The 14609-nt window shown below is 41.3% G+C and carries 12 protein-coding genes and 1 tRNA gene; 4 read left to right on the forward strand and 9 right to left on the reverse strand.

What is annotated here, in order from left to right; all coding sequences use genetic code 11:
* The first annotated feature begins 281 nt into the window (after positions 1-281).
* Positions 282-1709, forward strand: coding sequence for a chromosomal replication initiator protein DnaA (gene dnaA, locus ACYZ0U_RS00210; protein WP_461448587.1), 1428 nt, complete (start codon positions 282-284; stop codon positions 1707-1709).
* 323 nt (positions 1710-2032) lie between these two features.
* On the opposite strand, the gene ACYZ0U_RS00215 is transcribed toward dnaA, so the two are convergent.
* From ACYZ0U_RS00215 to tsaD, 6 genes are all read right to left on the reverse strand, one after another.
* Positions 2033-2578, reverse strand: a complete 546-nt coding sequence (locus ACYZ0U_RS00215; RefSeq protein ID WP_461448589.1) for an NUDIX hydrolase — start codon at positions 2576-2578, stop codon at positions 2033-2035.
* Positions 2579-2687: 109 nt separating this feature from the next.
* Entirely contained in the window at positions 2688-3479 is a 792-nt protein-coding gene (locus ACYZ0U_RS00220; RefSeq protein ID WP_461448591.1) for a TPM domain-containing protein, read from the reverse strand.
* 11 nt (positions 3480-3490) lie between these two features.
* Positions 3491-3925, reverse strand: coding sequence for a TPM domain-containing protein (locus tag ACYZ0U_RS00225; protein WP_461448593.1), 435 nt, complete (start codon positions 3923-3925; stop codon positions 3491-3493).
* A gap of 92 nt (positions 3926-4017) precedes the next feature.
* Positions 4018-4596, reverse strand: coding sequence for a LemA family protein (locus tag ACYZ0U_RS00230; RefSeq protein WP_461448595.1), 579 nt, complete (start codon positions 4594-4596; stop codon positions 4018-4020).
* 223 nt (positions 4597-4819) lie between these two features.
* Positions 4820-5011 carry a hypothetical protein gene (locus ACYZ0U_RS00235; protein ID WP_461448597.1) on the reverse strand — a complete coding sequence of 64 codons (192 nt, stop codon included), beginning with the start codon at positions 5009-5011 and terminating at the stop codon, positions 4820-4822.
* A gap of 70 nt (positions 5012-5081) precedes the next feature.
* On the reverse strand, positions 5082-6083 hold the full coding sequence (tsaD, locus tag ACYZ0U_RS00240) for a tRNA (adenosine(37)-N6)-threonylcarbamoyltransferase complex transferase subunit TsaD (protein ID WP_461448599.1): 1002 nt from the start codon (positions 6081-6083) through the stop codon (positions 5082-5084).
* Between the two features lie 216 nt (positions 6084-6299).
* On the opposite strand from tsaD, the gene ACYZ0U_RS00245 reads away from it, so the two are divergent.
* Positions 6300-10766, forward strand: a complete 4467-nt coding sequence (locus ACYZ0U_RS00245; RefSeq protein WP_461448601.1) for a translocation/assembly module TamB domain-containing protein — start codon at positions 6300-6302, stop codon at positions 10764-10766.
* Here the strand turns inward: ACYZ0U_RS00245 and ACYZ0U_RS00250 are convergent.
* The 3 genes from ACYZ0U_RS00250 to ACYZ0U_RS00260 form a co-directional block, all read right to left on the reverse strand.
* The gene (locus ACYZ0U_RS00250; RefSeq protein ID WP_461448603.1) at positions 10763-11965 is read right to left on the reverse strand and encodes a bifunctional 3,4-dihydroxy-2-butanone-4-phosphate synthase/GTP cyclohydrolase II; all 1203 of its coding nucleotides are present in this window, start codon (positions 11963-11965) and stop codon (positions 10763-10765) included. The genes ACYZ0U_RS00245 and ACYZ0U_RS00250 overlap by 4 nt on opposite strands.
* Before the next feature lie 103 nt (positions 11966-12068).
* The gene (locus tag ACYZ0U_RS00255; protein WP_461448605.1) at positions 12069-13505 is read right to left on the reverse strand and encodes an LptF/LptG family permease; all 1437 of its coding nucleotides are present in this window, start codon (positions 13503-13505) and stop codon (positions 12069-12071) included.
* Positions 13506-13602: 97 nt separating this feature from the next.
* Complete coding sequence (locus ACYZ0U_RS00260) at positions 13603-13983, reverse strand: START-like domain-containing protein (protein ID WP_461448606.1); 381 nt, start codon at positions 13981-13983, stop codon at positions 13603-13605.
* A 136-nt stretch (positions 13984-14119) separates the two neighbouring features.
* On the opposite strand from ACYZ0U_RS00260, the gene ACYZ0U_RS00265 reads away from it, so the two are divergent.
* Both ACYZ0U_RS00265 and ACYZ0U_RS00270 read left to right on the forward strand, forming a co-directional pair.
* A tRNA-Met gene (locus tag ACYZ0U_RS00265) sits at positions 14120-14193 on the forward strand.
* Positions 14194-14357: 164 nt separating this feature from the next.
* Positions 14358-14507: a hypothetical protein gene (locus tag ACYZ0U_RS00270; RefSeq protein WP_461448608.1), complete on the forward strand. Its 150-nt coding sequence runs from the start codon at positions 14358-14360 to the stop codon at positions 14505-14507.
* Positions 14508-14609 lie beyond the last annotated feature (102 nt).

Genomic DNA, 14609 nt, shown 5'->3' on the forward strand with positions numbered 1-14609 from the left:
AATGGGTGAAAATGCGCAATGCATTTTACCGGATTTATTGAAGGCATAATTAAAAGCAAAAAAACTTTCGTAAAAAGAATATCACCCCATATTTGATACGAAGTATACTCATTTAAGTTGAATTTACAATAAAAATGAGGTTAAATAATCGTGTATTTATTTCATAAAAAAGTTAAAATTTAATTTTTTTATCCGCTTTTTTTTAGAATATTCGATGTTCCGTAGCAGCCTCAAAGGATGGTTCACTGGGGGTTGGAAATCAACTTTTTATAATAATTTATATGGAAAAAACTTGTACTAACGTTTGGAATAGCTGTCTCCAGATCATAAAAGATAACATACCGGCTCAAAGTTTTAAAACTTGGTTTGAGCCGATAAAAGCTTTGCGGATGGAAGGTAGTGTATTGACCATACAGGTACCAAGTTTGTTCTTTTACGAATGGCTTGAAGAACATTATGTTGGGCTGTTGCGTAAAACCATAAAAAAACAATTAGGCGACGACGGGCGTTTAGAGTATAACATTGTAGTTGAACAGTCGTCTGCAAGCAAACCATATACAACTAATATGCCTTCAAACGGAAACGGAGCGGAATCCAAAAATCAATCCATGCCGATCCCTATTTCTATTAATAAGGATATTAAGAACCCGTTTGTAATTCCCGGACTTAAAAAGCTGAATGTTGACCCGCAATTAAACCGCAATTACACCTTTGAAAACTTTATTGAAGGCGATTGTAACCGTTTAGCGCGCTCTGCAGGTTATGCTGTTGCTGCAAAACCGGGCGGCACTTCATTTAACCCATTAATGATATACGGTGGCGTTGGTTTGGGTAAAACCCACTTGGCACAAGCCATTGGTAATCAGATAAAACAAACATTGCCTGATAAGCTGGTGCTTTATGTATCATGCGAGAAATTCACCCAGCAATTTGTTGACGCCCTTAAACACAATAACATTAATGATTTTGTGAATTTTTACCAGGCGATTGATGTGCTGATTATGGATGATGTGCACAACTTTGCCGGTAAAGAAAAAACACAGGATTTCTTCTTCCATATATTTAACCACCTGCATCAATCAGGCAAGCAACTGATCATTACTTCAGATAAAGCGCCTAAGGATCTGGCTGGTTTAGAAGAGCGTTTGCTTTCAAGGTTCAAATGGGGACTTTCTGCCGATTTGCAGATCCCTGACCTGGAAACCCGTATGGCGATCCTGAAAAACAAGATCTATCAGGACGGTATCGAGTTATCAAACGATGTGGTAGAATACGTTGCCCACAACATTGATAACAACGTACGTGAGCTGGAAGGCGCCATGGTATCCTTACTAGCCCAATCAACCCTGAACCGTAAGGAGATAGATTTGAACCTGGCCAAGCAAATGTTGAAAAACTTTGTAAAAAATTCATCGAAAGAAATTTCGATGGAGTACATACAGAATTTAGTTTGCGAGTATTTTGAAGTACCAATCGATATGGTGAAATCACAAACCCGCAAGCGCGAAATTGTACAGGCCAGGCAAATATCCATGTACCTGGCTAAGGCACACACCAAAAGCTCATTAAAATCAATTGGCCATTTCTTCGGCGGCCGCGATCACTCAACCGTGATTTATGCGTGTCAAACTGTAGAGGATTTAATCGATACCGATAAAAAATTTAAAGGCTACGTAGCTGATATTCAGAAGAAGTTGAAGATGTCGTAGTAATTCGGATTTCGGATATTCGATTTTGGAATTTAAAATATAGAGGCGCAAGAGATTGCGCCTTTTTTGTTTATAAGCAACGCTTAAGTACAACCCCTTCGTTAAACGCAAAAACCGGCATCGTCTGGTTCGGGTAGCACAACAGAACAATTGGCACTAACTTTCATAGAAGCAGGCGCAGCCGGGAGTTTTCTTTGGTCACTTTCTTTTTCGGAAAAAGAAGGACGACTTAGCGTCAGAGATACCAAAGGTATTTCTGCGATTTGTTATATATAGTATAAAGATTGCTTCGTACATCGCAATGACGCGGGGAGTAAATTCCACTACAATTCACCCAACTTCATCAACCCATAATACAACCCGGTACAATGTAGCGCTTGTGGTATTTTATTATCCGCTAAGAGTTGTTTTACTTCGGCGATAGTGCATTCTTCTACAATTAGTTCTTCATGCTCATCCAGGCTTTGACCTTGTATTTTTTTGCCACCTCTAGCTAAGTAACAATAAGTATGGTTGTTTGCGGTAGACGGGTTGGCATAAACTGTAGCAATTAATTCAATATCAGTGAACTGATAGCCTGTTTCTTCCAGCAATTCACGAAGCATGGCGGCTTCCGGCTTTTCATCACCATCAATAACACCACCGGGAATCTCTAAGGAAACTATGCCTGCCGCATGGCGGTATTGGCGCACCATCAGTATTTTGTTGTCTTCGGTTATGGCTACGGCATTTACCCAGTTTGGGTATTCAAGTACGTAATAGTCGTCTACAATACGCCCGTCGGGCATTTCGCATTTGTCAGTGCGCAAAGTAGCCCATGGGCCTTTGTGTATATAATGGGAATCAAGTAATTTCCAGGTGAGATCCATTGAGTGATTTTTTATGATTGAATAAGTGATTTACTTTCGGGCGAAGATAAATCATTTAATGTTCAAACAATCACTCATTAAAACAATCACTCATTCACTAAATAAATAACTACCAGCTGCCACTGCTGCCGCCGCCGCCGAAATCGCCGCCGCCGAAACCTCCGAATCCTCCTCCGCCGCCGGAGTCACCTCCTCCGCCGCCGCCCCAGCCGCCGCCGCCGCGACCTGCATTCCCTAACATATCGCCTGCTAAGAACCACCAGAACGGGCTCGCACCACCGCGACCACCAATGATCTGGCCCCCGCCGCCGCCACGATTACGAAAGATAATGATCAAGATGAAAATTATAATGATGAAGACGATTATTCCCGCACTGCCACCGCCGTTATCATGGCGATGCTGTGCCTTTTCAGCAGCTTTAAACTCACCTTTGCTGTATTTGATCAAATCATCCACAGCTGAATTTAATCCTCCATAATAATCACCTTGTTTAAACCGCGGGGTAATATCATTTTGGATAATAACATGAGTAATTACATCTGGCACAGCACCTTCCAACCCATAACCAACCTGGATGGTTACCTTATGCTGATCCATGGCTGCCAGTATCAGCAAACCATTGTTGTTTCCCTTTTGCCCTATGCCCCACTTACGCCCAAGCGCCGCGGCGTATTGATCTATATCATAATCGCCGACTGATTTCATCAGCACAATAGCGATCTGTGTAGAGGATGTATCGTCAAAAGCTACCAGTTTATTTTCCAGCAATTGCTGGTCGCCGGGAGATAGCGTGTTGGTATAATCCGTTATAAGCGCAGCCGGTTTGGGCGGAAAATCCTGGGCAAAGGCAGTAACACTACCTGCCAGCAGAACAAAGAAAAGTATAAATTTTTTAAACATGATATTTGTTTTTATTCGCCGTCCATAAAGGCAATGTCATCGGATAATTCGTTCGTATCATCAGCATTATGCGGGAAATATTTTTGCAGGTGCTCACCGGCTATTTTAAGCCCGGTTACAATCCCCTCAACTAAATCACCTAATTTAAAATGCTCCAGCATGTCCTCTTTGGTACTATCCCAAAAATCTGCAGGCACTACTTTATTTATACCGCCATCACCAATAATGGCAAATTTACGGTCGACTGTCGCCAGGTAAACCAATACACCGTTGCGGTGCTTGGTTTTATGCATATTCAGTTTATGGAAATATTTGGTGGCGCGGTCAAGCGTTGGCTCGCTGCAAGTTTTCTCAATGCAAACCCGGATCTGCCCCGAGGTATGCTTTTCGGCATCTTCAATAGCCGTGCGGATGCGTTGCTGTTCTTCGTCGTTAAATAAAGCCATGGTTTTTTGGGATTACACTGATTTTAGGATGATTGCACCGATTGTATTCGACACCTATCGGTGTAATCAAATCTTAATGGGTGCAATCCTTATTAAAACTGTACAGTAGGCACTTTGCTTGCAGTTGCGTCCGCCTGGAAATAACCTTTTTCGGTAAAGCCGAACATTTTAGCGGTTAAATTAGCCGGGAACGAGCGGATTTTGCTGTTATACTCCTGTACGGCGGCGTTAAAATCCAAACGGGCAATGTTAATGCGATTTTCCGTGCCTTCCAACTGTGCCTGTAAAGCGGTAAAATTATCGTTGGCCCTTAATTGCGGATAGTTTTCTGATGCAACCAATAATCGGCCCAAAGCAGTACTTAACTGACCTTGTGCTGCCTGGTATTTCTGGATGGTTTCAGGCGTAAGTTTGGTTGGGTCGACTTGTATTGATGTGGCACGGGCGCGGGCATTGGTTACATCAACTAAAGTGCTTTTTTCAAAATTTGCAACACCCTTAACTGTATTTACTAAGTTGGGGATCAAATCCGCACGGCGCTGGTATTGGCTTTCAACCGCGCTCCATTTGGCCTTGCAGGTTTCGTCCATTTGTACCATGCTGTTATAACTGCACGAGCTTAAACCCATAACAGACATTACTAATAATATTGCTGTGAATAGCTTTTTCATTGTTTTTTGTAGATTGGTTAATTGTTGTTTGGTGTTTAGAGTACAAAACGTATACCGTTGTTACAATTTGGCTGCTTAATGCCATATTGGCAAGGCATTAATTACTTTACCCGATAAATATAGTTAAACGGATTGATTAACAGGCAACCGGAAGGATTACCTTTACTTTCAAATTTCGGGAATTAAACTGGAAAAAGTACTGACACTGTTTTGTCAGTAGGTATTAATCATACACTGGAGTATACGGCGCGAACATATGCTTAACGTACATATAAATTATAACCATTATAACCAGGCCTATAACAACAGCAATACCTATTTTACCAGTACGCTTATCCTGGCGAACAAGCCATATTAAAAAAGCGATCAATGGGATTACAAAAATTATCCAAAATATGTAGGTGGCTCCGTTCATGTTATTAGTTCATGGTTGATGGTTTGAAGCCATCGCTCCAAAATTATAGTTTTAAATTAACTCTTCAGCATTATAATGGCATCCTCGCCAAGGGCGCAACATCCTGGCCAATAAATTCGCCTTTCAGGTATTTGTGGTATCCCGCAATGGCTATCATAGCAGCATTATCGGTACAATATTCCAATTTTGGGATAAAGCAGTTCCAGCCTATTTCTGCACCCATCGCCAGTAGTCCTTCGCGTAAGCCAGTATTCGCAGATACGCCACCTGCAAGGGCAATATCCTTGATCCCATATTCTGCAGCAGCTTTTTTGAGTTTGTTGAGGAGGATGGTGGCGATACGTTTTTCGACCGAGGCGCAAATATCATTCATGTTCTCCTCAATAAAATTGGGATTGGCCTTAACGTTATTCTGGATGAAATATAGGATAGAGGTTTTTAAGCCGCTAAAGCTAAAATCGAATCCCGGAATTTGAGGCTCGGGGAATTTGTAGGCATCCGGGTTACCGGTGCGGGCATGTTTGTCAATCAGCGGGCCACCGGGATATGGCAGGCCTAAAATTTTGCTGGTTTTATCCATTGCCTCGCCGGCAGCGTCATCCGTGGTTTGGCCGATCACCTGCATGTCAAAGTAATCTTTTATTAAAACGATTTGGGTATGGCCGCCGGAAACCGTCAAACATAAAAACGGGAACGAAGGCTTTTTGTCACCGATAAAATGGGCCAGAACGTGTGCCTGCATGTGGTTAACCTCAATCAATGGCAGGTTTTTAGCCAGCGCGAAAGCCTTGGCAAATGACACGCCGACTAAAAGTGAGCCTAAAAGTCCGGGGCCGCGTGTAAAAGCTACGGCAGTAACATCATTTTTACTTACTTTTGCCCTCAGTAATGCTTCCTGGACAGCCGGAACGATATTTTGCTGATGCACGCGCGAAGCGAGCTCAGGAACAACGCCTCCATAAGCCTGGTGAACAGCCTGGCTGGCAATAACATTGCTCAGGATAACGCCATCGGCACAAATGGCTGCGGAGGTATCGTCGCAAGAGGATTCTATGGCAAGTATTACAGACATGGTTAAAAAGTTAAAAGTCAAAAGTTAAAAGTCAAAAGCCAAGAGATTATTTGGCGGGATAATAAAACTTTATTTTGAACCTTGGGTTAAAAACAAAGTCAAAACATCCGCGTATAAGCTTCAAAGTTTTGAATTTTCACTTTTAATTTTTGAATTAAATACAAAGTTATTAAAAAAGTACTCAAAATAGCGTTAGGGTTGGTGTTGGTCGTTTTTTTGACGCTTAGCATACTGTTGTTAATTTTCCAGTACAAACCGGTACAAACCTGGGCCGCAAAAAAGGGTGCAGCCTATCTTTCCAAAAAACTGCATACCAAAGTCACTATAGGCAGCCTTTATTTTGAGCCATTTACTTCAATAGTGCTCGAAAAGCTTTGTATACTCGATCCGCAAAAGGACACGCTGGTTAATTTATCAAAACTGACTGTCGACATCAATGGCTTTTCGCTTTTGAGCAGCATCAAAAAACGTACTGTCGACCTAAGTTTGATTAAACTGGATAACAGCTCCGTTTACCTGAAAAAATACAAGGACAGCACCAGCAACGTTAAATTTATTGAAGACTTTTTCAGTTCTCCCGATACTTCGAAAAAGAAATCAACCGGCAAGCCCTGGAGCGTTATATTCGGGAAGATCGCGGTTAACAACCTTCGGTTCCGTTATAAGAATTACCTGGTCGATTCACTCGAAAAAGGCGTAAACTTTGATGATGTTGACGTAAAAAATTTAAGTACAGTGATAGACAGCATGGACGTTGTGCACCACCTTTTTAAAGGCTATGTACACAACCTTACCCTGCATGAAAAAAGTGGTGCTATCATCAAAAACCTAACCGCTGATGCCACGGTTGATACCAACCTGATTTTAACTAAACACCTGTTTTTGCAAACGCCAAACTCATTGGTTAAGGATTATTTCAGGATGAAATTTAAATCCTTTGATGACTTTGCTGATATTGAAGATAAGGTGATGATGGATGCTGATTTTAAATCATCACGCGTATCATCAAAGGATATTTCATTCTTTACAGATGGGCTGGACCATGTGCGTTTTGACCTCGGTGTCGACGGAGCTATTCATGGTAAGGTGAACCATCTTACAGCCAAAAATCTATTGATAACAGGCGGACAGGCGACTTACATCCGCGGTGATTTCAGTTTGCGTGGATTACCGGACTGGGATAATACCTTCCTCGAACTAAAATTTGATCAGCTGGCTACCAATAAAAAGGACCTGGATTACCTGTACAGCAACTTTACCGATTCCAAAAACGCTAAAGTGCCCGATATTGTTGGCAAGTTTGGCAATATCAACTTCACAGGCAGGTTTACCGGCATGCAAAATAATTTTATAGCATTCGGAACCTTTAAAACTAAACTGGGCCGCTTTGATCCTGATATTAATCTGAAGATAAATAAAAACGGCATCCCCTCTTACAGCGGAAAAATCACCACTTCAAACTTCTATTTAGGCGGCCTGCTTGATAACGCAGCCATTGGCCGGGCAACGCTAACAGCCAACGTAAACGGCAGTGGTGATGCATTGAAGAACCTGAATGAGAAAGTTGATGCACAGATCAGTTATTTAGGCTATAATGGCTATGATTACCATAATCTGAACATAAATGGTACGTTCATCAAAAAAATTGCCGATGCCAGGATCAGCATCAATGATAAGAACATAAAACTGAATATAAATGGCACGGTAAATTTAAACCCGGCTTTACCGGTTTATAATCTTACTGCCGATATTCAGGATGCACATTTACATACGCTAAAATTATTAGCCGATACGATCACATTAAGTACTAAAGTACGCACCAACTTTAGCGGCAACAGCCTTGAAAACATGCAGGGTAGTATTGATCTTTCTCCGATAAGAGTTGTTGATCCAAGGAATAATTATGTGGTTGATTCGATAAAACTGACGGCAAATGGCACAGGAAACTCTCGTATCCTCGATCTGAAATCAGATATCGCCGATGCAGCAATTACGGGCACTTTTGACCTCGCCACCCTACCTTCCTATTTTAAACAGATCGCAAAAAAATATATCCCCTCGTTAAAAACAACCATTGTTACACCCAAGCCACAACACTTTGATTTTAACCTGACATTAAAAAACATAGCGCCGGTTACCGCGCTCTTTGATCCGGACCTAAAAATACCTGACCAGGGTACATTTGTAGGGAAGTTTAATTCTACTGACGAAACGGCCACACTTAATGGCTATGTGAAAACTATCCAGTATGGCAAAACTGTATTTCATGACTTCATCCTGGATGAAAGCACATCTAACGGGCAATTAGCCGTCAACATTTCGCTAAGTAAGATCAATATTACAGATAGCCTTTTTATTAAGAACATCGACATATCAAACCAGTTAAAAAGAGACAGCTTGAACTTCAACATCAAGTTAGCTGATAAAGACGCTACCAACCAGCTGGATCTTTACGGGTTGGTTGAATTTGGGCGGGATACTACCGCAAAATTAAAATTACTGCCATCGGATGTAATACTGGAACACCAGGATTGGAAGCTAACAGACCAGGTTAGGATCAGGTTTTTAGATGGCCGAACACAGGTTACCGGTTTTCAATTATCAAACGGGCCGCAGAAAGTACGTATTAATGGTTTTGTATCCGCTAACCCGCAGGACCAGCTCAAGCTTGAGTTTGAGAAGTTCAGCATGGCGACTTTTGATCAGCTGACCAAAGTATCAGGGGTAAGATTAAAAGGCGCGCTAAACGGTAATATTGTATTTACTTCGATAACCAATACGCCGGGTATCGACGCGCATTTAAATATCGACTCGCTTAACATGAACAAAACCCTGGTAGGCAATGTGCAACTTGAATCAACACTAGGTAATGACCGCAAGGAAGCCGATGTAAAAATGCGCATAAACAATGCCGGTTTAGAAACTGTAAATATTGGCGGCGTTTATAAGCTCGGGCAGGATTCGACGGCAGACGCGCTTGATTTCAACGCGAAAATGGACCATGCGCAAACCATCATTTTTGAACCGTTTATCCGCAGCCTTGTTTCCGATCCAAAGGGTACAGTATCCAGTGACCTGACCATATCCGGGCCGGCGTCAAAACCGCAAATGAACGGCACCGTTACGCTTGAAAATACCGGCCTAACCGTTAATTATCTTAAAACTGCCTACACCGTTAATGATAAGCTGACCGTAAAAAACAGCGTAATTGATGTTGATGGCATGACCCTGAAAGACTCGCATGGCGGTACGGGTGAGGTAAAAGGCACCGTAGACCTGAACAATTTAGATAACCCGGATATTGAGGCTACCATTACAGCCAAAAACTTGCAGGCATTAAACACCAAATTTAAAGACAACCACCTTTATTATGGTGTAGCTTATGGTACGGGAACATTCGCGTTTAATGGCCCGGTAAATACCATGAATATTAATATTACCGCTAAAACACAAGCCGGTACCGTGTTCAATATTCCGTTAAACACTTCGTCAACTGCGGGTGATTATGATTTTATTCGTTTTGTAAGCCATAAAGATAGTACTAAGGTTGTAATACCTAAAAACAACTTTGATGGTGTTACCTTAAACCTTAACCTTACAGTTGATGAAAAAACCATCGTAAAAATATCAACCGATTACGGTGTTTTGGAAGGCAGCGGCACTACCAATAACCTTAACCTGAACATTAACAGCCTGGGCGATTTCAACATGTATGGCGATTTCCTGATCTCATCGGGTAAATTTGAATTTACAGCAAAGAATTTCATCAGTAAAAACTTTACGGTTAACCAGGGCGGTACCATACGCTGGACGGGCGACCCGGCCAATGCTGAAATAAACCTTAATGCCATTTACGAAGTACGTACCGACGTTTCGCCGCTTTACCAGGCAGCAGGCCTGCAATCACCAAAAGGAGCTGAAAACGTGTTGGTACAGGCAGAATTGATCATCACGAAATCGTTATTACACCCAACTATTGATTTTGACTTTAACTTCCCTACTGATCCATCAATCAAGGATGATTTGGGTACTTATTTAACTGACTATAACAACCGTAGCCAGCAAGCATTAAGTGTTATTGTTCGCAGGCAATTTGCTTCGGGTACGCCAAGTAATTTAACCAACCAGGTTTTGGGCACAGCTGGTGAAGCAGTGAGCGAGTTTGCCTTTAATAAATTGAATACTTTTATTTCGCAATCAAACATCAAGAATTTTGATTTGAACTTACGCTCCTTTAATGACGCGAGCGCTTCCTTAAGGTTATTTAACAACAGACTGATATTTAACGGAAGCTTGTTTACAACAACTGGCAGTAATGACCTATTTAACAATGCTGCTCAGACCAGTATATTTAACTCTAATTTCAACAGTTTAACTAAGGATTTTGAGGCGCAATACCTTTTACGCCCGGCTGGTGACCTGACAGCCAAATACTCATATCGCGTATTGAACACCACCACACTTAATACGATCGACCAGTTGAGCGTGCAATACGTAAATGGCGTGGGCCTAACCTATCAAAGAGATTTTGACACCTTTGGCGAGTTTTTCAGGAATTTATTCAGGAAGAATAAAAACAAGAGCAAAACACCCACACCTGCCACCAATGATATCCCAACATTAACTGAGCCAAGCAAAGCCGCCGGCACCGGCAGCGAAAAAGCCGAAGGCGATGACAATTAATGATCGCGCAATATAGTATGGCTCATCCTGTCACGCTTCGTTTTTAAATAAGCTTCGTTATGTGGATTTGGCGCTATTTCAATAGGCAATGTCTCTACCACTTCAAGCCCGTAACCAATTAAGCCCGCACGTTTTTTAGGATTGTTAGATAATAAACGCATTTTTGATACACCCAGGCTACGCAATATTTGCGCGCCGATGCCATAATCCCGTTCATCCATTTTAAAACCTAATTTAATATTGGCATCAACAGTATCAAAACCATTTTCTTGTAAATGGTAAGCTTTTAGTTTATTGATCAGCCCGATTCCACGGCCTTCCTGGTTCATATAAACAACTACGCCTTTGCCTTCTTTTTGGATAATCTCCATTGCCTTATGCAACTGGGGCCCGCAATCGCATCGGCATGAGCCAAAAATATCGCCTGTAACGCATGAACTATGCACGCGCACTAATATAGGTTCATCAGGCTCCCATGTACCTTTAACAAGCGCCAAATGATTTTCACCGGTATCAATTTGGGTATAGGCGATCATATCAAAATCGCCCCATTCAGTTGGCATTTTAACAGCAATTTCCCGTGTAACCATTGACTCCGTTGCCAGGCGATATTCAATAAGGTCTTTTATAGATATGATCTTCAGGTCATGTTCTTGAGCTATTATAAGCAATTCAGGTAAGCGGGCCATTTCGCCATCTTCCTTCATAATTTCGCATATTACTCCCGCAGGCTCAAAACCAGCTAAAACGGCCAAGTCAATAGCGGCTTCGGTGTGGCCTGTACGGCGTAAAACGCCACCATCTTTTGCAATAAGCGGAAATATATGTCCCGGCCTTCCGATATCCTCCGGTTTAATAGCGGGGTTGATCAAGGCCAATACAGTTTTTGAACGATCAGACGCGGAAATACCCGTAGTACAACCCTCAATTAAATCGATTGAAACTGTAAAATTTGTTTCGTGTGATGTTGTGTTATGGCTAACCATTGGTTCCAGATCAAGCTCACGGGCACGCTGGCGTGTAATGGGAGCGCAAACCAAGCCACGGCCGTATTTCACCATAAAGTTTATAGCTTCGGGGGTGGCATTACGGGCGGCGGTTAAAAAATCACCTTCGTTTTCCCTGTTTTCATCATCAACAACAATTATGGTTTTACCGGCTTTTATAGCCTCTATTGCTTCAGGTATTGTATTTAACATGGTAGTATTTCACAAAGCAGCATTATAAATATCGCCGCGTATTTAAATTTGATCAAAGGTAAAGGATAATAAAATTATTAGGGTCGGTGCTTTGTAAAATATATCAGGCAGGTTTTCGGCGAAGAAACCGGTTGAAAATTTTCTTATCAAAAAACTTTTTATAAGAATCTGCATCAAAAATAGCTGAATCGGTTATGGCCTTGTATGATAGGAATATTCCAATTGGAGTTAATATGATGATGGCGATCCACATACCTAATATTGGCGATACATTACCATCTTTTACAGATTTCTCGCCTATTGTTGAAATAATATAATAGATCAGGAAAAATGCTACAGATACAACGACAGGTAAACCCAAACCACCTTTACGAATAATGGCCCCTAAAGGTGCTCCTATTAAAAACAACACTATACAAACAGCCGAGAGGGTATATTTTTTTTGATATTCCACCAATGAGTGCCTTATATTACTGGCATTATCGGCATTTTTGGTAATATTATCATTAAGCAGGCTTTGTACAGACTTTGCCTCACTGGCCCCATTAGTAATGGCGGATATTTGTTCAATAAGTGTGGCGACCTTAAGTTGAGGTGCCGGTACAGGGATAACATTTTTTGCTACCGCAGATTTTTTAGGCAATACAAAAAACTTGATATAAGGAGCCACCATTCTGAAACTTGCCTCCTTGGAGCTATCTATCTGGTGCTGTGTTGTATTTTTATAATCCCTTAGCTGCTTTAAATTCATCATTTGAAATGCTGACTTAAATCCATTCTCGTCTGTACGGGATAGTTTAAAAGCTGACAGATCAAACTTTTGCTCCATATCCTTAAACCGGAAACGCATCATACGCTGGCGGTTATTGTACCCTATATCACCTGCCGACTCTTCATAACGGATACCATCATTCAGTTTTAAAACCAGGTACTTATCCCCGGGCGTACGATACATTTTACCCTCTTTAGCAAATATTACTGAATTATTGTTATCATTTTGGTCTTTCGCATAGATAATAACGCCATACAATGCCTGGCCGTCAGCACCCTTTTTTTCAACCCTGATGGTATAACCCGGGAAGCTGTTACTAAATACACCCTCGGGTAATAATGTTGCCGAGCGTTGCTGCCGCACATCATACAAAAGTGAAAAGTATTTTAAATTGGCAACCGGCAGCATGTAATCAGAAAAAATAAATGCTGAAACACTGAGAATGGACACGATGATGATCATGGGGTACATAGCGCGGGTTAACGATATACCTGCCGCTTTAATAGCAACCAGCTCATAGTTTTCGCCGAGGCTGCCATAGGTCATGATGGTGGAAAGCAGTACCGAAAGCGGGAGCGCCATGGCAACATTTGTTGCCGAGGCGTACATCATCAATTCTAAAATCACATACCAGGCGAAGCCTTTACCGATCAGGTCATCAATATACTTGAATAAAAAAAGCATCAGCAATACAAACATCACGATGATGAAAGTGCTTAAAAAAGGCCTTATAAATGATTTAAGTATAAGAAGATGAATTTTTTTCATCAGAAGATTTCAGCGTATTAAGAATAAAAACCTGTACCAATGCAACAAATGCGCGGCGCAAATTTAAAAACGTAAAATTAAGGAAAATTGTATTAGCTCAGGCACCTAATACCCTAATGAGGTACTCTATTTGGTTATCCCAAATAAGTTTTCGCTCTTCAATAACATCAGCGGGAGCAAAATCAGTTACTGCAAGGGCCACATCATTGGTTAACTCGTCCTGCAATATCTCCATTTCAAAAAAATATTCAGGGTCGTCATCAATCCAGCGAAATTTTACCAGCTTGTTTTCTTTAAGCATCAGTAGTTTAGCCTTCTGCTGCTCATCGTCCCAGGTAAAAGTATAAACCTGGTCCCTAACACTAACCTCATCTGCAAACCATTCGCTTAAACCGTTTGATTCGCTTAAAAAGCTATATAATATGCGCGGAGACGACTTTATCTCGTACTCCATAGTAAATTTTTTCTTTTCAGACATAGAGGTTTATCGATAGATTAAAAGCATTAGGTGCAAATGTTTAACATTTTTTCTAAAGGAAACGAATTTCTGCTATATTTGCAAACCTTTTTCGGCTGGGTTATTAACATTGATAATGCACTGAAGAAAATAACCCGGCGGGGTAGCTCAGATGGTTAGAGCGTAGGATTCATAACCCTAAGGTCGGCAGTTCGATCCTGCTCCCCGCTACTTTGCAAAAAGCCACCTTTGGGTGGCTTTTTTATTAAACCTAAATTATGTTCACAGTTTATATTCTTTACTCACCAACATTAATCAAATTTATATCGGTTACACATCACACATAGCTAACCGTTTGCTTTCACATATCAACTCGCAACCAAAGGCACACCATAATGTACTGCCCGTGGGTAATAGCTCACAACAAAGAATTTGTAACTAAAACCGAGGTAGTAATAGAGAGAAATATTTACAATCAAAACAAGGACGAAATTTGCCTGGAGCATCATTCTTACCAGTTCGATCTTGCTTTGGATCACCTCTAAACTCTATAGCACCTATATTTTTAGCTAATCCGTAGATATCTTTTTATAAGTTAGTTAGACTTACTACGCTTAATTACCATAGCGATACTAGTTGTATTAGCA

This window comes from Mucilaginibacter sp. (assembly GCF_965225845.1).
Taxonomy (GTDB): Bacteria; Bacteroidota; Bacteroidia; order Sphingobacteriales; family Sphingobacteriaceae; genus Mucilaginibacter.